We start from the raw sequence: 20630 nt of genomic DNA, 5'->3' as shown, positions 1-20630 counted from the left end.
GACGGTCCTGTGGCGCACGCGGCGCCCGACCTGAGAACCCTGGCGACGGGCCCGACCTGAAAACCCGGCACCGGACCTGTCCGGAAAACCCCGGCACCGGGCCTGCCCTGAAAACCCCGGCACCGGGCCTGTCCTAGACCACCGCGCGCGCCGCCGCCCGCGCCACCCGCTCGACCAGCGCGACCCCGGCTTCCTTCGTCGTGTGCCCGTCCGACAGCACCGCGATCAGCAGCTCCCGTCCGTCGAGCGTCACCCGGCCGATGCTGTTGATGTCCCACAGCCCGGTGGCGGAACGCGGCAGCCACCCGTTCTTGAGCGCGCACCCGCCGCTTCCGGTTCCGGAGCCGTCGCCTTCGTCCCCGTCGTCGTCATCGCCCGCCGCCGAGACGCCCCAGTCCTGCCCCTCGACCACCGCATCGAGGAGCCCCCGTACGTACGCCTGCGACGCGGCCGTGAGCGCCTCCGGCTGCCCGAACACGGCGTCGAGCAGCACCAGTTGATCGGCCGCGGTGGTCTGGGTCAGGCCCCAGCGCCCCTCCGTGCCGGCCCGCGTCGCGTCGAGCCCGAGGCGGGCGTGGGCCGCATCGAGACCCTCGGCGCCGCCGATCACCGCCCACAGCGCGGTGGCCGCCGCGTTGTCGCTGCTCGTGATCATCGCGTGCGCGTGGGCCCGCTCCTGCCCGGTCAGCTCACGGCCCTCGTCCTGCGCCCGCAGCAGCAGCGCGACGAGGATGTCCACCTTCACGATGCTCGCCGTGTCGTACGGCCCCTCGTCCCCGTACACGCCCGTGCTGCCGTCGGCCGGATCGAGCACCGCGACCGCGAAACGCACCTCGCCGGTCGTCGTGACGGCATCCAGTGCGGCCGCGAGCTGCTCGTCCTTGTCCGGCTCCATGGGTGCCTCCTGGGCGGCGGGCGCCTGCCGTGGCGTGCTCACGGCGGGCGCGCGGTCGGTGCCGCAACCGGCGAGCGCACAGAGCAGCAGGGGCAGGACGAGCGAACGGGCGAGACGCATGCCGCGACGCTCGGCCCTCTGTCTGTGCGCAGCGTGAGATCGGCCTCAGAACCCGCTGGGAACTCGACCGCCCCCACATCTGTAGGGTCGGGAACCGTGGTGAACAAGAACATTCCCGACCACGGGTACGCGAACGACGACGGTTCCGCCGACCCCGAGCTGAGCGCCGCGCTCGCCGCCTGGGCCGCGGACCGCACACCCGCGCATGAGAGCCGGGTGCTCGCCGCACTCAAGGACGCCCGGCTCCTCGTCCCCGTCGTCGCGGTGCTCGGCGAGGTCGAGACGGACGAGAACGGCCTCAAGCGCGAGAAGAACAGCGACATGGCCGTGCCCACGCTGAAGGCCGGCGGCCGCACCGCGCTCCCCGCGTTCACCTCGACCCAGGCCCTCGCCCTGTGGGACCCGGCCGCCCGCCCGGTCGCCGTCCCGATGCAGCAGGCCCTGCGCGCGGCCGCGCACGAGAAGGCCGACACGATCGTGCTCGACCTGGCGGGGCCGGTCGCGTTCGAGCTGCCGCGGCGGGCGCTGTACGCGCTGGCGGAGGGCCGCACCTCGACGGATCCGCTGGCGGACCCGGCGGTCGCGGAGGCCGTGCGCGCCGCCGTCGCCGCCATCGGGGCGGTGCGGCGTGCGTATCTGGGCCCGGGGGAGGGCGACGGCACCCTCGCCCTGGTGCTCGACCCGGGCATGCCGCCCGAGGCGAGCGTCCATGCCGTGGCCCGGCAGCTGGCCGCCGACGACACGCTCAGGGCCCGCCTGGTGCACGGCCTCAGCCTCGCGCTCCTGCCCGCCGAGGCGGCACCGCCCGGCGAGCCGCTCTTCGTGCGCAGCTGAGCCGCCCCGGGCACGACGGCCCACGGCCGGGGGTGTCGGACCACAGGCGGCCGGGTGGGTGTCGGAGCGCAGGTCGCCGGGTGGTGTCGGAGCACAGGTCGGCCGCACTTAGGCTGAGTGCCATGACTGACGCAAGCCCCACTGGACAGACCCCCGACTTCGACACCATGGCCCGCGACATCGCCGAGGTCCCCGCGGTCGAGGTGATCGTCACCGTGGCGGTGAACCTGATGAGCGCCGCCGCCGTGAAGGCCGGCCTGACCGAGGAGGGCGACGCGCACAAGGATCTCGACGAGGCGCGCAAGCTGATCCACGCCCTCGCCGGCCTGCTCGACGCCAGCACCACCGAGATCAGCTCCTTCCACGCGGCCCCGCTGCGCGACGGCCTGAAGTCGCTTCAGCTCGCCTTCCGCGAGGCCTCCCTTGTCCCGGACGAGCCGGGCCAGGGCCCCGGTGAGAAGTACACCGGTCCCGTCTTCGGCTGAGGCAGCCGGTCCGCCCCGGCCCGGCGCGAGCCCGGGCCAAGGGCTGACGGCCCGGATACGAGGCCGTTAGCCGCACCCCAGAAGCTCTGCTAACCTTGTGTAACGACCGGCCGGACACCCCTGCTGAAAAGCGAGGCGCCCGGCCCACAAGTGGAGGCTCCGATCTCCCACCTGGCCGCCCAGCAGGGCGGCGGGTCACCGGTCCGGCAGACGCACCGAGTGTGTCTCGTCGCTGATGCGCCCCGCGTACGTCGCGGTGGTGCTCCGGTATGGAGCCCCGCCTGTGATCGTCCGGGGCATTTTTCATGTGCCGGCGCGGTTAGGTCTCACGAAACAGACGTTGCGCGGCGGTCCGCCAGACCGCCCGCGAGGTGCTACTTAGGAGGATCCATCAGCGCCGAGCCCCGCATCAACGACCGGATTCGCGTTCCCGAAGTGCGACTTGTCGGTCCCAGCGGCGAGCAGGTCGGGATTGTTCCGCTTGCCAAGGCCCTTGAGCTTGCTCAGGAGTACGACCTCGACCTGGTCGAGGTGGCGGCGAACGCCCGTCCGCCCGTCTGCAAGCTCATGGACTACGGGAAGTTCAAGTACGAATCGGCCATGAAGGCCCGTGAGGCGCGCAAGAACCAGGCGCACACGGTCATCAAGGAGATGAAGCTCCGGCCGAAGATCGACCCGCACGACTACGACACCAAAAAGGGTCACGTCGTCCGGTTCCTCAAGCAGGGCGACAAGGTCAAGATCACGATCATGTTCCGTGGTCGCGAGCAGTCCCGGCCGGAGCTCGGCTACCGACTGCTGCAGCGTCTCGCGGAGGACGTCCAGGAGCTCGGCTTCATCGAGTCGAACCCCAAGCAGGACGGCCGGAACATGATCATGGTTCTCGGTCCGCACAAGAAGAAGACCGAGGCCATGGCCGAGGCCCGCGAGGCACAGGCCGCCCGCAAGGCGGACGCTCCGGCGACCACCACGCGTCGTGACCGCGTCGCTGGCGAGGAGCCGACCGAGGCCGCTGCCGAGGCTTCCGCGGAAGAGCCGGCCGAGGCCTGATCCGGGGCGCGAGCCCAGGATCGCCAACCGATACAACTGACGCTCCCGCCTGCCGGTTTCACGCCGGGGGAGCGCCACTGACGAGGAGAGAACGGCGCTATGCCGAAGAACAAGTCGCACAGCGGTGCCAGCAAGCGCTTCAAGGTCACCGGCTCCGGCAAGGTGCTCCGTGAGCGCGCCGGCAAGCGCCACCTGCTCGAGCACAAGTCGTCGCGCCTGACGCGTCGCCTCACCGGCAACGCCGAGATGGCCCCGGGCGACGCCAAGAAGATCAAGAAGCTTCTCGGCAAGTGACGTCGCGGCCCCCGCTGTGGGCGGGGGCCGGACGCCTGGACCGGGACCTATTCGAACTTGGGCCGTGTGAACACAACCACGGCCCCGCTACAAGGAGTTAAAAGTGGCACGCGTCAAGCGCGCGGTGAACGCGCACAAGAAGCGTCGGGCGATCCTCGAGCAGGCCTCTGGCTACCGTGGTCAGCGTTCGCGCCTGTACCGCAAGGCCAAGGAGCAGGTCACCCACTCGCTGGTCTACAACTACAACGACCGCAAGAAGCGCAAGGGCGACTTCCGTCAGCTGTGGATCCAGCGCATCAACGCCGCTGCCCGCGCCAACGGCATCACCTACAACCGCTTCATCCAGGGTCTGAAGGCCGCGAACATCGAGGTCGACCGCAAGATCCTGGCGGAGCTCGCGGTCAACGACGCGAACGCGTTCGCCGCGCTGGTCGAGGTTGCGCAGAAGGCTCTGCCGGCTGACGTCAACGCGCCGAAGGCTGCTGCCTGAGCTTTGCGCTCTTGAGCGCCCTGATCGGACCCGTGGACCCTATGGTCCGCGGGTCCGATTGCGTTCGGATGCGCATCTGCCCCGCTACGTCGTCCGCCGGCTGCGGCATCGTCGTGGCTGGGCGCGCAGTTCCCCGCGCCCCTCATTCGGCACGCTTCGCGCGCCTCATGTTGCGCAGTTCCCCGCGCCCCTCATTCGGCACGCTTCGCGCGCCTCATGTTGCGCAGTTCCCCGCGCCCCTGATCCCGCGCCCCTGATCTGAATGCCTAAGGTTGATTCATGGCTTCCGCCCCTGAGCTGATCTCTCCCAAGTCCTCCCGTGTTGCCGCCGCGCGGCGGCTCGGGAAGCGGAATTTCCGGACCAAGGAGCGGTTGTTCCTCGCCGAGGGGCCGCAGGCCGTACGGGAAGCGGCGGGGCACGACGTGCAGGGTGAGCCCACCCTCGTCGAGCTGTTCAGCACCGTCGAGGCCGCCGAGCGGTACGCCGACATCATCGAGAGCGCGCACAAGGCCGGGGCGCGGGTGCATCTGGCCGACGAGGCCGTGATCGCCGATATCTCGACCACGGTCACGCCGCAGGGGCTCGTCGGGGTGTGCCGGTTCCTGGACACGCCTTTCGCGGAGATCCTGGCCGCGAAGCCCAAGCTCGTCGCCGTCCTGGCGCATGTGCGCGACCCCGGGAACGCCGGCACCGTGCTGCGGTGTGCCGATGCGGCGGGCGCCGACGCCGTCGTGCTCACGGACGCGTCGGTGGACCTGTACAACCCCAAGTCCGTGCGGGCGTCGGTCGGTTCGCACTTCCATCTGCCCGTCGCCGTCGGTGTGCCGGTCGAGGAGGCCGTACAGGGACTGAAGGAGGCGGGCGTACGGATCGTCGCCGCGGACGGGGCCGGGCAGGACGACCTCGACGACGAGCTCGACAAGGGCACCATGGGCGTGCCCACCGCCTGGGTCTTCGGCAACGAGGCCTGGGGGCTGCCGGAGGAGACCCGCGCACTCGCGGACGCCGTGGTGCGCGTGCCCATCCACGGCAAGGCCGAGAGCCTCAACCTCGCCACCGCGGCCGCCGTGTGCCTCTACGCCTCCGCACGCGCCCAGCGCAGGACCGCGCCCCGTTCCTGACCCGTATTCGCCGGCCCGACCCCGTACTCGCCGAACTTTCACCTTCACCGGTACACGGGGCACCCCTACCGTCACCCTCAGCTAGTAGTGTGGCGGGCTCGGGGGCCCACTGACCGAGTCGAGAGGTGGGGTACGGGGACATGAGTGTCGGCATCAGCAGACAGGCCGGAGCACACCGCTCCGTGCCGCGCCCTGCCGCGCCCCGTATCGACTCCCCGGCGGCCGAACTCGGCCTGGATCCCGACGACTTGCCCGACGGCCTCGTCGTCGCCGACGAGAAGGGCCGGGTGGTCTGCTTCAACGCGGCGGCCGCCCGCATCACCGCCGTATGCCCGGAAGAAGCCCTCGGGCAGTCCGTCGAGGACGCCCTGCCGCTGGAGGACCTCGAAGGCCGGCGCTGGTGGCAGCTGACCGATCCGTACGGCGGTCTGGCGATCCGGATCGGACAGCCCGAGCGCAATCTGCTGCTGCCCGGCGGCCGTGAGGTGCTGGTCTCCGCGCGCTACGTGCGGACGCGGCCCACCGGGCCCCTGCACCGGCTCGTGATCAGCATCAGGGACACCGAGGCCAGGCGCCGTACGGAGCGGAGCCACGCCGAGCTGATAGCGACCGTCGCGCACGAGCTGCGTTCCCCGCTCACCTCGGTCAAGGGCTTCACGGCGACGCTGCTCGCCAAGTGGGAGCGGTTCACCGACGACCAGAAGAAGCTGATGCTCGAGACGGTCGACGCCGACGCGAACCGGGTGACGCGGCTGATCGCCGAGCTGCTCGACATTTCGAGGATCGACTCGGGCCGGCTCGAGCTGCGCCGGCAGCCCGTGGACCTGCCGGCCGCCGTCGGGCGGCACATCCAGGCGCATGTGGCCGCGGGGCAGGCGCCGGACCGGTTCCTCGTACGGCTTCAGCAGCCGCTGCCCGACCTGTGGGCCGATCCCGACAAGATCGACCAGGTGCTCTCCAACCTTCTGGAAAATGCCGTGCGCCACGGCGAGGGGACCGTCACCATTGACGTGGCACCCCAGACAAGCCCCCTGGAAGGGACGGCAGTCACCGTGAGCGACGAAGGCCCCGGCATCCCCGAGGAGTCGATGGGCCGTGTCTTCACCCGCTTCTGGCGGGGAAGCAAGCGCGGTGGCACCGGCCTGGGGCTCTACATCGTCAAGGGCATCGTCGAGGCGCACGGCGGGACGATCACCGTCGGCCGCGGCCCCGCGGGCGGCGCGGAGTTCCGATTTACGTTGCCCGTGGGTACTCCGGGCTACCTGCTCTAGGCGCGAACACCGCTTATCAGGCCTTCAGCCCCTCCCACGGGCGTCATCGCCACTCTGTCACCCCGTTAGACTCGGCCCTTGGCGCATTTGTGTCTGCGTGGGCGCGGTCTGCGGTCCCAGATGAGACCAGCCAGCCAATCGGAAGCACGGGAAGAGATGTCGGCACCCAATAAGTCGTACGACCCTGTTGAGGTCGAAGCCTTGAAACCGGAAGAGATCGAGCGCATGCGGGACGAGGCGCTCGACGCCTTCGCCGCCGCGGGTGACCTCGACGCGCTCCAGGCCGCCAAGGTCGCGCACACCGGCGGCACCTCGCCGCTCGCGCTCGCCAACCGCGAGATCGGCGCGCTGCCCCCGCAGGCCAAGGCCGAGGCCGGCAAGCGCATCGGCCAGGCCCGCGGCGCCGTCAGCAAGGCGCTCGCCGGCCGCCAGGCCGAGCTCGAGGCCGAGCGTGACGCCCGTGTGCTCGTCGAAGAGGCCGTCGATGTGACGCTGCCCCACGACCGCGTACCGGCCGGCGCCCGGCACCCGCTGACCACGATGATGGAGCGGGTCGCGGACGTCTTCGTGTCCATGGGATACGAGATCGCCGAGGGCCCCGAGGTCGAGGCCGAGTGGTTCAACTTCGACGCGCTCAACTTCGTGCCCGACCACCCCGCGCGCCAGACCCAGGACACCTTCTTCGTCCAGGGCACCCGCGAGGACGGCAAGCCGACCGTCGACGACGAGTCCGGCATCGTCCTGCGCACCCACACCTCGCCGGTGCAGGCCCGCGCGCTGCTCGACCGTGAGCTGCCGGTGTACATCGTGTGCCCCGGCCGCGTGTACCGCACGGACGAGCTGGACGCCACGCACACCCCGGTCTTCCACCAGATCGAGCTGCTCGCCATCGACGAGGGCCTGACCATGTCGGACCTCAAGGGCACCCTCGACCACATGGTCAAGGCGCTCTTCGGTGCGGACATGAAGACGCGGCTGCGCCCGAACTACTTCCCGTTCACCGAGCCGTCCGCCGAGATGGACATGCTCTGCTACGTGTGCCGCGGCGAGTCGGTGGGCAACCCCGACAAGCCCTGCCGCACCTGCTCCAGCGAGGGCTGGATCGAGCTCGGCGGCTGCGGCATGGTCAACCCGCGCGTGCTCGTCGCCTGCGGTGTGGACCCCGAGAAGTACAGCGGATTCGCGTTCGGCTTCGGCATCGAGCGCATGCTCATGTTCCGCCACAACGTCGAAGACATGCGAGACATGGTCGAGGGTGACGTCCGGTTCACCCGGCCGTTCGGGATGGAGATCTGATGCGGGTCCCGCTTTCTTGGCTGCGGGAGTACGTCGACCTGCCGGCGGACGCCACCGGCCGTGACGTACAGGAGAAGCTCATCGGTGTCGGCCTGGAGGTCGAGACCGTCGAGCAGCTGGGTGCGGGCCTGACCGGCCCGCTCGTGGTCGGCAAGGTCCTCACCATCGAGGAGCTGACCGAGTTCAAGAAGCCCATCCGCTTCTGCACGGTCGACGTCGGCCAGGCCAACGGCACCGGCGAGCCCCAGGAGATCATCTGCGGCGCCCGGAACTTCGCCGAGGGCGACAAGGTCGTCGTGGCGCTGCCCGGCGCCGTGCTGCCCGGTGACTTCCGGATCGGCGAGCGCAAGACGTACGGCCGGATGTCGCGCGGCATGATCTGCTCCAGCGACGAGCTGGGCATGGGCGACGACGGCACCAAGGGCATCATCGTCCTGCCGCCCGAGCACGAGATCGGCACCGATGCCACGAAGCTGCTCGAGCTGTACGACGAGGTCCTGGACATCGCCGTCACGCCCGACCGCGGCTACTGTCTGTCGATGCGCGGCGTGGCCCGCGAGGCCGCCACCGCGTACGGTCTGCCGCTGCGCGACCCGGCGCTGCTCGACGTGCCCGCGCCGAACTCCTTCGGCCACCCCGTGCAGATCGCCGACCCGATCGGCTGCGACCGCTTCACGGCCCGTACGGTCGTGGGCCTGTCGCCCGAGGCCCGCTCCCCGATCTGGCTGCAGCGCCGGCTGCAGAAGGCCGGGATGCGCCCCATCTCGCTCGCGGTCGACGTCGCGAACTACGTGATGCTGGAGCTCGGCCAGCCCCTGCACACGTACGACCGGAACCTCATCGAGGGCCCGATCGGCGTGCGCCGTGCCGAGGCCGGCGAGAAGTTCACGACCCTCGACGGTGTCGAGCGCGTGCTGGACGCCGAGGACCTGCTGATCACGGACAGCCGTGGCCCGATCGGTCTCGCGGGTGTCATGGGCGGCGCCAACACCGAGATCGCCGATCCCGTGGTGGACCCGGAGACGGGCCTGGCCCAGGGCACCACCGAGGTCGTCATCGAGGCCGCGCACTTCGACGCGCTGTCCATCGCGCGCACCGCGCGCCGGCACAAGCTGTCCTCCGAGGCGTCCCGGCGCTTCGAGCGCGGTGTCGACCCGCAGGCCGCGGCCGCCGCCGCACAGCGCACCGTCGACCTGCTCGTGCTGCTCGCGGGCGGCACCGCCGAGGCCGGCGTCACCGAGGTCATCGCGCCGAACGCGCCGCACACCATCACCATCCCGGCGAACCACCCGGACAAGGTGGCGGGTGTGGAGTACGGCCGCGAGACCGTCGTACGGCGGCTCCAGGAGGTCGGCTGCGATGTGTACGGGCAGGACGAGCTCGTCGTCACCGTGCCGTCCTGGCGTCCCGACCTGACCGACCCGAACGACCTGGCCGAGGAGGTCATCCGCCTCGAGGGCTACGAGAACCTGCCCTCGACGCTGCCCAAGCCCCCCGCGGGCATGGGTCTGACCGACCGCCAGCGGCTGCACCGCCGCGTCGGCCGCGCCCTCGCGGGTGCCGGTTACGTCGAGGCGCTCAGCTACCCGTTCATCGGCGAGCAGGTCTTCGACCAGCTCCTGCTGGAGAAGGACGACCCGGCCCGCCAGGTCGTCAAGCTGGTCAACCCGCTCTCGGACGAGGAGCCCGCTCTTCGTACGACGCTGCTGCCCGGCCTGCTCCAGGCGCTGCGCCGCAACGACGGCCGGGGCAGCCACGACCTCGCGCTCTTCGAGACCGGTCTGGTCTTCCAGCCGGGCGACGGAGTCGGCACCGCGGTGCGTCTGCCGGTCGACCGCCGTCCCACGGACGAGGAGCTGGCCGGGCTCAACGCCCAGCTGCCCGTCCAGCCGCGGCACGCCGCGGTCGTCCTCGCGGGCGCCCGCGAGCAGGCCGGCTGGTGGGGCAAGGGCCGTCCGGCCGACTGGGCGGACGCCGTGGAGGCCGCGCGCAGCATCGCCGCCGAAGCGGGCGTCGACCTGCTCATCGACCAGGGCCAGTACGGTCCCTGGCACCCGGGCCGGTGCGCCGAGCTGTCCGTGGTCGTCGACGGGGTGAAGACCCTCGTCGGTCACGCGGGCGAGCTGCACCCGCGCGTGGTCAAGGCCTTCGGCCTGCCGGCGCGCACCTGCGCGATGGAGCTGAACCTCGACCTCGTCGAGCAGGCCGTCGACGGCACGCTCCAGGCGCCGCGGATCTCCACCTTCCCGGTGGCCACGCAGGACGTCGCGCTCGTCGTGGACAGCGACCGTCCGGCCGCCATGGTCGAGTACTACCTGCGCGGCGGCGCCGGTGAACTGCTCGAGGACATCCGCCTGTTCGACGTCTACACCGGCGACCAGGTCGGCGAGGGCAAGAAGTCGCTCGCGTACGCGCTGCGCTTCCGCGCCCCCGACCGCACCCTGACCGCCGAGGAGGTCTCGGCCGCCCGTGACGCCGCGGTGGCCCTGGCCGCCGAGCACACCGGCGCGGTGCTGCGCGGGGCGTAAGCGGCCCACGGTCCGTCAGCGGCCGCGGCCGCCTGAGCGCTGCGGGGCGCACGAGCCCGTAGCGCAGAGGCGCAAAACCCCTGGTGAGGGGCGCACTTGGAGACCCAAGTGCGCCCCTCACTCGTTCGGGTGAGAAGAACCGACTCCATGGCCCGATCGGGCCAGCCCGTGGACAGAATCGATCCGGCCGTACGCCGAAGCCGTCACGCCTGGTGACCCGGTTTACGCACCCTTCTCGGGGCCGGCCCCTGCTGGACAAGGGCCTTAGGGAGGCCGTCGGCGATGATCCTTATCCGGTCCAGGACGCTTCTGGGAGCGCGCCTCGGACATCGCACCGCTCCGGGGGAGTCCTCCCGGATCCGGCGCGTGGTCACCCTCGCCCTGCCCACCTTGTGGGGCGGCGTCGCCATCCTCTACAAGCTCACCTGCCCGCTCGCCCAGCAGGACGGGCTCACGGCGCGGATCGCCACCAGTGCCGTGTTCTTCGCCGTGGGCACCGGACTGATACTCGGCGTGCGCAGGGCCCTGCTCCAGGAGCTCGCCCAGATCCGCGAAGTCGCGGGTGCCGCCCAGCGCGTGCTGCTCCGCCCGCTGCCGCCCCGGCTCGACGGGCTCGCCATCGCGGCGGGCCAGCTCTGCGCCCACCGGGCCGCGACCGTCGGCGGCGACCTCTACGAGGCGGTGGCCACCGATCACGGCGTACGGGTCGTGATGGGCGATGTGCGCGGGCACGGACTCGCGGCCATCGGCACCGTCGCCGCCCTGCTCGGCAGCTTCCGCGAGGCCGCGCACGACGAGGCCGAACTCGGCTCCGTACTGCGCCGGTTGGAGCGCGCCATGCAGCGGCACCTGCGCGAGCGCGCACGGGCCGAGCACCCGGCCACGTGCAGCAGCGAGCCCGAGAGCCCGCTGGCCGAGGAGTTCGTGACGGTGCTGCTGCTGGAGATCCGACCCGACGGCTCCATGTACGCGCTCAACTGCGGGCACCCCTGGCCGTACCGCCTCGGCCGGCAGGTCGACCGCATCGCCGCCGGCGAACCCCTGCCGCCGCTCGGCCCCTTCCCGCTCCCCGCCGACCTGCCCGCGCAGCACTGCGGCCGGCTGCGCCCCGGCGAGACGGTGCTCCTGCACACCGACGGGGTCGAGGACGCACGGGACTCCGCCGGGCGCTTCTTCCCGCTGGCCGCCGTGCTCGCCGGCAACCGCAGCGCGCCGGGCGAGCTCATCAAGACCGTCTGCGACACCTTGCTGCGGCACACAGGGGGCCGCCTCGCCGACGACATGGCGCTCCTGGTGCTGCGCAACGAGCGGCGCAAGGTGCCGCACCAGCCGCAGCAGCCGGGGGAGCCGGTGGTGCGCGGGGCGCGGACGGCGAGCTGACCGGCGGGCTGCCACCCGCGGTCACGGGTCCGCGGGCTGCCACCCGCGCCCGGTCGAGCCGTTCGCCTCCGGTGCGGCTACCCGGAGTCGAGCGCGCCACCGCGCGAACTCCCCTCCTGCGAGCGGGAGTCCGACCACCGGCCCGGCCGGCGCCGCCCACCTCGCCGCGGAGAGTTCGGCAGGCGGTCGAGGCGGGCGGCGCGGTATGGGCCGTCGCACTGTACGAGGGGGAGCCGACGGCCCGGCCGCCTCTGGCGAGGCCAAAGGTGTCCGGTCCAGGGGTGCCGGACGCATATATCCAAACCGATTGCCGGCCCGGTACGGCAGAGTGCACGGCCCGTCACTGTGGGCACTTGTTTCGCACCCCGTGTGAAACGCGCTCGACTACGCTGGGCGGCACCGAGCCACCGGAGGGCACCGATGCAGCCCAACACCCTGCTCGACGCGATTCTCGACGAGGCCGGCGTCTCCCACGCGGGCCTCGCCGCCCATGTGAACCAGGCAGGCAAGGCCCGCGGACTCGCGCTGCGCTACGAACACACGGCCGTGGCGCGGTGGTTGAAGGGCCAGCGGCCGCGCGGCCAGGTGCCCGATCTGATCTGCGAGGTGCTCGCGGCCCGGTTGCAGCGCACCGTCACGCTCGACGACATCGGCCTCGGCGTGCCCGGCCAGGAGGCCTCGCCGGCCGCCACCTCGCTGTCCGGATTCGTGGAGCGGGCCACCGCGTTGTGGCGCTCCGACATGCAGCAGCGCCCCCATGTGCTCGGGGCGGCGGCCGTCACCGGGACCCCGGCCGTGATGCCGGTCTGGGAGTGGGAGAACCCGCCGGAGGACGTGGACGTCTCGCGCGGCGGCCGGCACCCGGTGAGCAAGTCCGATATCGCGATGCTGAGTTCGGCCCGCGCGCACTACGAGCAGATGTACCGCAAGACCGGCGGCGTCGCGACCCGCGCGCGCATCGTGGGCTTCCTCAACGCCGAGGCCGCCCCGCTGCTGCGCGGCAGCTACACGGACGCGATGGGGCGCCAACTGCACCGGGCCACCGGCGGGTTGGTGGCGATCGCCGGCATCTGCGCGTACGACTCGGACGCGCACGGCCTCGCGCAGCGCTACTTCCACCAGGCGCTCCGGCTCGCCAAGGCGAGCGGGGACAGGGGACTCGGCGCCTACGTGATAGCGCTGCTCGTCAACCAGTCGCTGTTCATCCGCGAGTACCGGCAGGCCGTCGCCTTCGCCGAGGCCGCGCTGCGGGCCGCCGGGCGGCACATCACGCCCGCGCTCGCCGCCGACCTCTACGCGATGCAGGCCAAGGCGTACGCGCATCTCGGGGACGGCAGCAGCGCGTTGTTCTGCATCCGGCGGGCGGAGTCCGCGGCCGAGCGGATCCACCCCGGCCACGAACCCGCAGAGACCGGCTATGTGCAGCCAGGCCTGGTGAACGTGCAGGTGGCTGAGGCCCTGCTCAGCCTCGGTGATCTCGCAGCAGCGCGGGTGCACTCGGCCGCGGCCGTGGACACTCCGGCCCACGACCGGGGGCGGGTGCACCGGCTCGCCGTGCTCAGCCAGATCGAGCTCAGACGCGGCGAGGCGGAGGCGGCCGTGGCCACGGCCGTCGAAATGGCCCGGCAGGCACGGGGAATGGAGTCACAGCGGCTGCGCGACCGGCTGCGGGCGGTACGCGAGCACCTCGTCCGCAGCGGATGCTCCGGCACCGAGGAAGCGGCCGCACTCATCGACGGGGCCCTGCGCGTGCCGCTGTGAGAGAGCCCCGGAAGCCGTGCTTCCGTGCGGCGCCGTGCCTCCGTGCGCCGCTGTGACCACGACTGCCTGCTGCCAACGCGCGTGCGATATTGCCATCTATCTCGGCGGAAGGTGGCAGAACCGTGCAGTGGACGAAACTATGCGAACAAACTGTGTACCAAAACCGCTGGTTCCAGGTGAACTTGGCGGACGTCGAGCTGCCTGACGGGCGGCATCTGGATCACTTCCTCATCCGGCTCAGGCCGGTGGCGGTCGCGACGGTCGTCAACGAGGCCAACGAAGTCCTGCTCCTGTGGCGGCACCGCTTCATCACCGACAGCTGGGGCTGGGAGCTGGCCGCGGGGGTGGTCGAGGACGGCGAGGACATCGCGTACGCGGCCGCCCGCGAGCTGGAGGAGGAGACCGGGTGGCGGCCCGGTCCCCTCCAGCACCTGCTCAGTGTGGAACCCTCCAACGGCCTCACCGATGCAAGGCACCACATCTACTGGGCGGACGAAGGGACGTATGTGGGCCATCCCGTGGACGATTTCGAGTCATCCCGGCGGGAGTGGGTGCCGCTCAAACTCGTCCCCGACATGGTGGCGCGAGGAGAGGTGCCGGCCGCCAACATGGCGGCCGCACTCCTGATGCTCCACCACCTCAGGCTCGGCTGAGACACCCGCCACCCGTGGCCCTGTCGATGCGGCCGACACCGGCGCGGCCGCATCGCCGCTAGCGTCCGAGCGCCTGCCAGACGGCCACCACCAACGCGCCGACCGCGGTCAGCGCCGCGACGGTGGGCAGCGGCCAGCGGCTGTGCTCGAGCGCGGCGATCCGCACATTGAGATCGTCGAGTTCCTTGGTGCTCTGCTCATCGCGCTGGGTGAGCAGCGCCAAGTGCCCTTCGATGCGGGCGAGTCCCACATCCAGACTCCGGCGCAACTCTGCGTGTTCTTCCTGGAGCACGGGATGTTCGGGGTCGGTGGTCACGAGTCCGCTCCTTCCTGGCTGTACGTGGCTGGAAATTGTCCGTGCGCAGCCATCCCTGTTCTGCGCACGGACAGTAAAGCCGCCTGGTGAGAGGCGCGGGAGCGTGTGCGCGGGGCATATGCGGGCCCTGGGTTCACACGGGTGCGAACCCTTCGGACCCGGCACCCGCCGAGCCCCGCACGCCCCGCCCGTACGGCCGCAATCTGGCCGGAAGAATACGGAGAGTGGCCGAATCGGCAGGGGAGGCAGGGGTGTTGGGGGTGGTTGCGACGGGCGGGAGAATTTCGGCTTGACTCGCGGCGACGGTGTGGCTTGGGTGCAGACATGTCCGACCCACGTACAGCAGTTCCCGCACTGCGCATCCACAGCCCTCGCGACGACCGGGCGCTCGCCGACTGGCGACGGGTGCACAACACCGTCATCCCGCACCACCCGCTCTCACTCGCCGACGCGCGGGACCGCTCCGTCCGCCACCACTTGGAAGTGGCCTACCTCGGCGAGGACCTCGTGGGCTGCACCACGGTGCGGCCCCCCGCTGACGACTCCCGTACGGCCACGGTGATCGCCCGGGTCCTGCCCGGCCACCGCCGCAAGGGGTTCGGCGCGGAGCTGTACCGCCGGGGTCTCGCGCGGGCGCGCGCACTGGGCGCCGAGATCATCGAGACGGTGGTGCTCGCGGAGAACGAGGAAGGGCTGCGGTTCGCCCTGCAGCGTGGATTCGTGGAGACCGAGCGGTACGTGCTCGTGCCCGGGGACACCGTCGAGTGGGTCGACCTGCGGCTGGCCTAGGAACAGCCCTCGACACGACGAGGTCCACTGCCCGACGGACAGTGGACCTCGCTGATACGGCGGCGGCTCAGTACGGGGAGAAGCCCTCAGTAAGTGGAGAGCCCCCAGTACGAGTAGAAGCCCTCAGTACGTGTAGAAACCCGAGCCCGTCTTCCGGCCGAGGCGGCCCGCGTCGACCATGCGCTGGAGCAGCGGGGGAGCGGCGTACAGGGGCTCCTTGTACTCCGCGTACATCGAGTCCGCGACCGAGTGGACCGTGTCCAGGCCGATCAGGTCGGCCAGCTTCAGCGGGCCCATGGGGTGGGCGCAGCCCATCTCCATGCCGTTGTCGATGTCCTCGCGGCTCGCGATGCCCGACTCGAACATCCGGATCGCGGAGAGCAGATACGGGATCAGGAGCGCGTTGACCACGAAGCCCGAGCGGTCCTGGGCGCGGATGGCGTGCTTGCCGAGCACCTTCTCGACCGCGACCTGGGCGCGCGCGAGGGTGCCCTCGGAGGTGGTGAGTGCCGGGATCAGCTCGACGAGCTGCTGCACGGGAGCCGGGTTGAAGAAGTGGATGCCGATGACCTGGTCGGGACGCGAGGTCGCCACCGCGAGCTTCACCAGCGGGATGGACGACGTGTTCGAGGCGAGGATCGCGTCCGGCCGGGTCACGACCTGGTCGAGCACCTGGAAGATCTCCGTCTTCACCGCCTCGTTCTCGACCACGGCCTCGATCACCAGGTCGCGGTCGGCGAACTCGCCGAGGTCGGTGGTGAACGTCAGCCGCGCCAGCGTGGCGTCCCGCTCCTCCTCGCTGATCTTGCCGCGCTCGGCGGCCTTCGCCAGGGAGTTGTGCAGCCGGGTGCGGCCGATCTCCAGCGCCTCACCGGTGGTCTCGGCGACCTTGACCTCCAGTCCGGCGCGCGCGCAGACCTCGGCGATGCCGGCCCCCATCTGGCCGCAGCCCACGACTCCGACGCGTGCAATGTCAACGATTGACGAGGTCTCGGTCACATCGTCCCTTTCGTACTCCGGGTGGGCGGGCCGCCCGCTGGAAATGCGGGGCGAAGCATGGTCGACGCGCGCCCCGATGGTCCGACGTTACTCCGCGTTCACTGGTGCACAGGGGGCCGGGGCGGCATGCTGTGGCACGTCCCACGGAACAACAGGTGCTGTCCGGTGATTCCGGGCCAAACGAACAAGTCGATACAAGGGGTGGCATACGTTGCGTATGACGCGCAGGAGTTTCACGGTGGCCGGCGCCGCTGCACTCTTCGGGGCGGGGCTCGCAGGAGATGCGGTCGCCGCCGAAAAGCACCTCCGACCTCGCAATACAGCCTTCCGCGGCATGTGGATCGCGTCCGTGGCCAACCGTGACTGGCCCTCCGCACGGGGGCTGCCCGCCGCGACCCAGCGGGCCGAACTGCTCGCGTATCTGGACACGGCGGTACGCCGGAAGCTGAACGCCGTGATCTTCCAGGTGCGCCCCACCGCCGATGCCCTGTGGCCCTCCGACTACGAGCCGTGGTCGGAGTACCTCACCGGAGTCCAGGGCCAGGACCCCGGCTGGGACCCGCTGGGCACCGCCGTGGACGAGGCACACCGCCGCGGGCTCGAACTGCACGCCTGGTTCAACCCGTACCGCGTCGCGAACCACACCGACCCCGCCCGGCTCTCGCCCGACCACCCTGCGCGGCAGAACCCCGACTGGCTGGTCCCGTACGGCGGCAAGCTCTACTACAACCCCGGACTGCCCGAGGTCCGCGCGTTCGTGACGCAGGCGATGCTCGACGCCGTGCGCAAGTACCCGATCGACGCGGTGCATTGGGACGACTACTTCTACCCGTACCCGGTCGCGGGCCAGGTCTTCGACGACGACGCGGCCTACGAGCGGTACGGCGCGGGCTTCGCGGACCGCGCGGCCTGGCGCCGGGACAACACCGATCAGCTGGTACGGGGCATGGCGAAGGCGATTCCCAAGGTGCGCAAGGGCGTGCAGTTCGGGATCAGTCCCTTCGGTGTGTGGCGCAACAAGGCGACGGATCCGCTGGGTTCGGACACCGCGGCGGGCGTGCAGACCTACGACAACCTGCACGCCGACGTGCGCAAGTGGGTCAAGCGGGACTGGATCGACTACGTCGTGCCCCAGCTCTACTGGAACATGGGCTTCACGGTGGCCGACTACGCCAAGCTCGTGCCGTGGTGGGCCGACGTGGTCAAGGGCACCGACGTCGACCTGTACCTCGGCGAGGCCCTGTACAAGGTGGCCGATCCCGCACAGCCCGCACCCTGGCAGGACCCCGCCGAGCTGTCCCGCCATCTCACGTACGCCAGTCAGTTCCGGCAGGTGCGCGGGCATGTGTTCTTCTCCGCCAAGGAGGTCGCGGCCGATCCGATCGGGGCGATGACGCGCGTGGTCGCCGACCACTACACGCGGCGCTGACCTCGGGTACCGGCCGGTCCGTCGCGGGGCGGGCCGGTCCGGTCCGGCCGTCGCGGACCAGCCGGTCCGGTCCGGCCGTCGCGGAGGATCCGTCGTTCCGTGCGATCAGTCGTTCTGTTTGTGGCGTACGACGGTGTCCGGGCCCGGGGACACCAGCGTCTCGTGCCCGTCCTCGAAGCGGACGCGGAACGGGGGAGTGCCGTCCGGGCCGAGCACTTCGACGACCTCCGCGACCCGGTCGTGCTGCCCGACGACCCTGCCGTGCACCAGCAGTGTGTCGCCCACATCTGCGCGCATCGGGGGTGACCTCCTCGGCTTGACTGGCGAGTGGCGGTCCGTGGCGGCAAGTCTACGGCGGGTGGCGGGAGTTGGGACCCCCACGGGACCCCGGGCGGCCCCCCCTTCCGGCCCCCGCGAGCACGCCCGCAGGGGCTCCCGCCCGCCACCGGACAGCGCCGCTCAGCCGCGCGCCCGCTGCGTCACCGCGATGCAGATCAGCACGGCCACGGCGGTGAGCGGAGCCGCCGCCGTCATGGTCTCGCCGAGCAGGGACACCGACCAGACCAGGGTGAGCAGCGGCTGGGCGAGCTGGAGCTGGCTGGCCTTGGGGATGCCGATCGCGGCCATGCCGCGGTACCAGACGACCAGGCCCACGAACTGCGACCCGACCGCCACCCAGAGAAGACCGGCCACGGCCTTCGCCGTGAGCTCCCACGGCTCGTACGCGAGGGCGGCCGCGGAGGCCGGGATCGCGAACGGCAGACAGGCCACCAGGGCCCAGCCGATGACATGCCAGCCGGGCATCACCTTGGCCAGCCGGCCGCCCTCGGTGTAGCCGGCGGCGCAGATCAGCAGGGCGCCGAAGAGGTAGAGGTCGGCGGTGGTGAGCGCGCCGCCGCTCTGCTGCACGGTGAACGCGATCACCGCCGCGGCCCCGACGCAGGCCGCGGTCCAGAAGGTGCGCGACGGACGCGCGCCCGTGCGCAGGGCGGACATCGCGGCCGTGGTGAGCGGGAGCAGGCCGACGACGACGGCGGCATGGGCGGTCGTGGAGGTCTGGAGGGCGAGCGTGGTGAGCAGCGGGAAGCCGACCACGACACCGGCGGCGACGACGGCGAGCGAGAACCAGTGCTCGCGGGCCGGCACCTTGATGCGCAGGGCCAGCAGACAGCCGCCCGCGATCAGGCCCGCGAGCGCCATGCGGACGGCCACGAGGGACCAGGGCCCGAAGCCGTCCAGACCCCACACGGTGGCGGGGAAGGTGAGCGAGAAAGCGGTGACGCCGGCGGCGGCCAGGAGGATGCCGGTACGGGTGCTGTCGCGGCCGGCGGGCGCGACAGCGGGGGCGGCGGTGTCGGTGGTGGCCCGGCCGTCGGTGAGGTCGGCGACGGGGGTGACCGCTATCGTGGTCCGGCGAGTAGCGCTATCCTGTGCTGTCATGCAAGAGCGTAGCAGTGTGGGGGAATTGGCGAACAGCCTGCGAGCGGAGCTGAATCGCTACTCTCCGGGTGGGAAGCTGCCGTCCAGCCGTGTGCTGGTCGAGCGTTTCCGGGTGAGTCCCGTGACCGTCTCGCGGGCGCTGGCCCAGCTGGCGGCCGAGGGCCTCGTGGTGACCCGGCCGGGCGCTGGGGCCTTCCGTGCCGAGGCGCGTACCGCTACCGAGCCGGCGGGTGACACCTCCTGGCAGGAGGTCTCCCTCAGCGCGCAGGCCTCCGCCGAGCCGCGCGCGGTGGACGCCTCGGGCGTGCTGGCCTGTCTGGCCCAACCGCCCACCGGGGTCATCGAGTTCAACAGCGGCTATCTGCATCCCTCGCTCCAGCCCGAGCAGGCGCTCGCCGCCGCGCTCGGCCGCGCCGGACGTCGGCCGGGAGCGTGGGGCAGGCCGCCGATGGACGGACTGCCCGAGCTGCGCGAGTGGTTCGCGCGGGGCTGCGGCGGGGCCGTCACCGCCTCCGACGTGCTGATCACCTCCGGTGGGCAGACCGCGCTCACCACCGCCCTGCGCGGACTCGCCGCGCCCGGCACACCCGTACTCCTGGAGTCGCCCACGTATCCCGGACTGCTCGCCATCGCGCGGGCCGCCGGGCTGCGGCCGGTGCCCGTGCCGGTGGACACGGACGGGGTGCGGCCCGAGCTGCTCGCCGACGCGTTCCGGGCCACCGGCGCGAAGGTGTTCGTCTGCCAGCCGCTCTTCCAGAACCCGACGGGTGCCGTCCTCTCCGCGGCCCGGCGGCCCGAAGTCGTGCGGACGGCACGGGAGTTCGGCGCCTTCGTCATCGAGGACGACTTCGTGCGCCGGCTCGCCCACGACGACAGCGGCCCGCTGCCGCCGCCGATGATCGCCTCGGACCCCGACGGCGTGGTGGTGCACGTCTGCTCACTGACCAAGGCGACCTCGCCCTCCCTCCGGGTGGCCGCCCTCGTGGCCCGCGGACCGGCCCTCGAACGGCTGCGCGCCATCCAGATCGTCGACCACTTCTTCGTCCCGCGCCCGCTCCAGGAGGCCACCCTGGAACTGGTGCGCGCCCCCGCCTGGAACCGTCATCTGCGCACCGTGGCCACGGAGTTGCGCATCCGCCGCGACCAGATGGCCGGCGCGCTGCTGCGCGAACTGCCCGGTCTGGCGCTGCCGCACATCCCGTCCGGCGGCTACCACCTGTGGCTGCGCCTGCCAGACGGCACGCCTGGCCGCGGCGGCGCGGCGGCCGAGACCGCGCTCAACTCCGCCGCGCTGCGCGCCGGTGTCGCGATCACCCCGGGCCGCCCCTACTTCTGCGCCGAACCACCGGCCGGACACGTCCGGTTGAGCTTCGCGGGCCTGGCGGGCGAGGCGGAGATCGCGGAGGGCGTGCGGCGGCTGCGGGTCGCGTGTGAGGAGGTGCTGGGCTGAGGCCGGGGCGCGGACCGGCTCCCGACGA

Annotated in this window: 20 protein-coding genes; 15 read left to right on the top strand and 5 right to left on the bottom strand. The window is 71.6% G+C overall.

Translation table 11 applies throughout. The features are described 5' to 3' along the window. Window positions 1–133: 133 nt before the first annotated feature. Window positions 134–1015, bottom strand: a complete 882-nt coding sequence (locus tag BLT97_RS10875) for a serine hydrolase (protein ID WP_093608612.1) — start codon at window positions 1013–1015, stop codon at window positions 134–136. Between the two features lie 96 nt (window positions 1016–1111). On the opposite strand from BLT97_RS10875, the gene BLT97_RS10870 reads away from it, so the two are divergent. From BLT97_RS10870 to BLT97_RS10815, 12 genes are all read left to right on the top strand, one after another. Then, window positions 1112–1849 (top strand): SseB family protein, encoded by a 738-nt coding sequence (locus tag BLT97_RS10870; protein WP_093608611.1) that lies wholly within the window; start codon window positions 1112–1114, stop codon window positions 1847–1849. 122 nt (window positions 1850–1971) lie between these two features. After that, entirely contained in the window at window positions 1972–2334 is a 363-nt protein-coding gene (locus BLT97_RS10865) for a DUF1844 domain-containing protein (protein WP_093608610.1), read from the top strand. Window positions 2335–2724: 390 nt separating this feature from the next. Continuing rightward, on the top strand, window positions 2725–3384 hold the full coding sequence (gene infC, locus BLT97_RS10860) for a translation initiation factor IF-3 (protein ID WP_093609038.1): 660 nt from the start codon (window positions 2725–2727) through the stop codon (window positions 3382–3384). A 99-nt stretch (window positions 3385–3483) separates the two neighbouring features. Then, window positions 3484–3678: a 50S ribosomal protein L35 gene (gene rpmI / locus BLT97_RS10855; protein ID WP_007829094.1), complete on the top strand. Its 195-nt coding sequence runs from the start codon at window positions 3484–3486 to the stop codon at window positions 3676–3678. A 103-nt stretch (window positions 3679–3781) separates the two neighbouring features. Continuing rightward, window positions 3782–4168: a 50S ribosomal protein L20 gene (gene rplT / locus BLT97_RS10850; protein ID WP_093608609.1), complete on the top strand. Its 387-nt coding sequence runs from the start codon at window positions 3782–3784 to the stop codon at window positions 4166–4168. A 279-nt stretch (window positions 4169–4447) separates the two neighbouring features. Continuing rightward, window positions 4448–5290, top strand: a complete 843-nt coding sequence (locus tag BLT97_RS10845) for a TrmH family RNA methyltransferase (protein ID WP_093608608.1) — start codon at window positions 4448–4450, stop codon at window positions 5288–5290. A 140-nt stretch (window positions 5291–5430) separates the two neighbouring features. Continuing rightward, the gene (locus BLT97_RS10840; RefSeq protein WP_093608607.1) at window positions 5431–6561 is read left to right on the top strand and encodes a sensor histidine kinase; all 1131 of its coding nucleotides are present in this window, start codon (window positions 5431–5433) and stop codon (window positions 6559–6561) included. Between the two features lie 156 nt (window positions 6562–6717). Further along, window positions 6718–7857 carry a phenylalanine--tRNA ligase subunit alpha gene (gene pheS, locus BLT97_RS10835; protein WP_093608606.1) on the top strand — a complete coding sequence of 380 codons (1140 nt, stop codon included), beginning with the start codon at window positions 6718–6720 and terminating at the stop codon, window positions 7855–7857. Next, entirely contained in the window at window positions 7857–10385 is a 2529-nt protein-coding gene (pheT, locus tag BLT97_RS10830) for a phenylalanine--tRNA ligase subunit beta (RefSeq protein ID WP_093608605.1), read from the top strand. Before pheS ends, pheT begins: the two co-directional genes overlap by 1 nt. A gap of 282 nt (window positions 10386–10667) precedes the next feature. After that, a complete protein-coding gene (locus BLT97_RS10825) occupies window positions 10668–11765 on the top strand; it encodes a PP2C family protein-serine/threonine phosphatase (protein ID WP_093608604.1) in 1098 nt (365 codons plus the stop codon). Between the two features lie 420 nt (window positions 11766–12185). Then, window positions 12186–13526 (top strand): NsdA family TPR-like regulatory protein, encoded by a 1341-nt coding sequence (locus BLT97_RS10820; RefSeq protein ID WP_093608603.1) that lies wholly within the window; start codon window positions 12186–12188, stop codon window positions 13524–13526. A gap of 122 nt (window positions 13527–13648) precedes the next feature. Then, window positions 13649–14179 carry an NUDIX hydrolase gene (locus BLT97_RS10815; protein WP_093608602.1) on the top strand — a complete coding sequence of 177 codons (531 nt, stop codon included), beginning with the start codon at window positions 13649–13651 and terminating at the stop codon, window positions 14177–14179. 58 nt (window positions 14180–14237) lie between these two features. On the opposite strand, the gene BLT97_RS10810 is transcribed toward BLT97_RS10815, so the two are convergent. Next, a complete protein-coding gene (locus tag BLT97_RS10810) occupies window positions 14238–14495 on the bottom strand; it encodes a hypothetical protein (protein ID WP_093608601.1) in 258 nt (85 codons plus the stop codon). Window positions 14496–14819: 324 nt separating this feature from the next. Between BLT97_RS10810 and BLT97_RS10805 the strand changes: the two genes are divergently transcribed. Beyond that, on the top strand, window positions 14820–15284 hold the full coding sequence (locus BLT97_RS10805; RefSeq protein WP_093608600.1) for a GNAT family N-acetyltransferase: 465 nt from the start codon (window positions 14820–14822) through the stop codon (window positions 15282–15284). Between the two features lie 123 nt (window positions 15285–15407). Here the strand turns inward: BLT97_RS10805 and BLT97_RS10800 are convergent, their stop codons facing one another. Continuing rightward, window positions 15408–16265, bottom strand: coding sequence for a 3-hydroxybutyryl-CoA dehydrogenase (locus BLT97_RS10800; RefSeq protein WP_093609036.1), 858 nt, complete (start codon window positions 16263–16265; stop codon window positions 15408–15410). A 235-nt stretch (window positions 16266–16500) separates the two neighbouring features. Here BLT97_RS10800 and BLT97_RS10795 point away from each other — a divergent pair, with 235 nt between their 5' ends. After that, complete coding sequence (locus BLT97_RS10795) at window positions 16501–17712, top strand: glycoside hydrolase family 10-like protein (protein WP_093608599.1); 1212 nt, start codon at window positions 16501–16503, stop codon at window positions 17710–17712. A gap of 105 nt (window positions 17713–17817) precedes the next feature. Here BLT97_RS10795 and BLT97_RS10790 read toward each other — a convergent pair whose 3' ends face one another. Next, the gene (locus tag BLT97_RS10790; RefSeq protein ID WP_093608598.1) at window positions 17818–18009 is read right to left on the bottom strand and encodes a DUF1918 domain-containing protein; all 192 of its coding nucleotides are present in this window, start codon (window positions 18007–18009) and stop codon (window positions 17818–17820) included. Between the two features lie 162 nt (window positions 18010–18171). After that, entirely contained in the window at window positions 18172–19152 is a 981-nt protein-coding gene (locus BLT97_RS10785) for a DMT family transporter (RefSeq protein ID WP_093608597.1), read from the bottom strand. Here BLT97_RS10785 and BLT97_RS10780 point away from each other — a divergent pair. Then, complete coding sequence (locus BLT97_RS10780) at window positions 19151–20602, top strand: aminotransferase-like domain-containing protein (RefSeq protein ID WP_093608596.1); 1452 nt, start codon at window positions 19151–19153, stop codon at window positions 20600–20602. The genes BLT97_RS10785 and BLT97_RS10780 overlap by 2 nt on opposite strands. The last annotated feature ends 28 nt before the right edge of the window (window positions 20603–20630 follow it).

Source organism: Streptomyces indicus, assembly GCF_900100315.1.
In the GTDB taxonomy this organism is placed as follows: Bacteria; Actinomycetota; Actinomycetes; order Streptomycetales; family Streptomycetaceae; genus Streptomyces; species Streptomyces indicus.
This window is presented reverse-complemented; position numbering and strand designations above follow the sequence as displayed.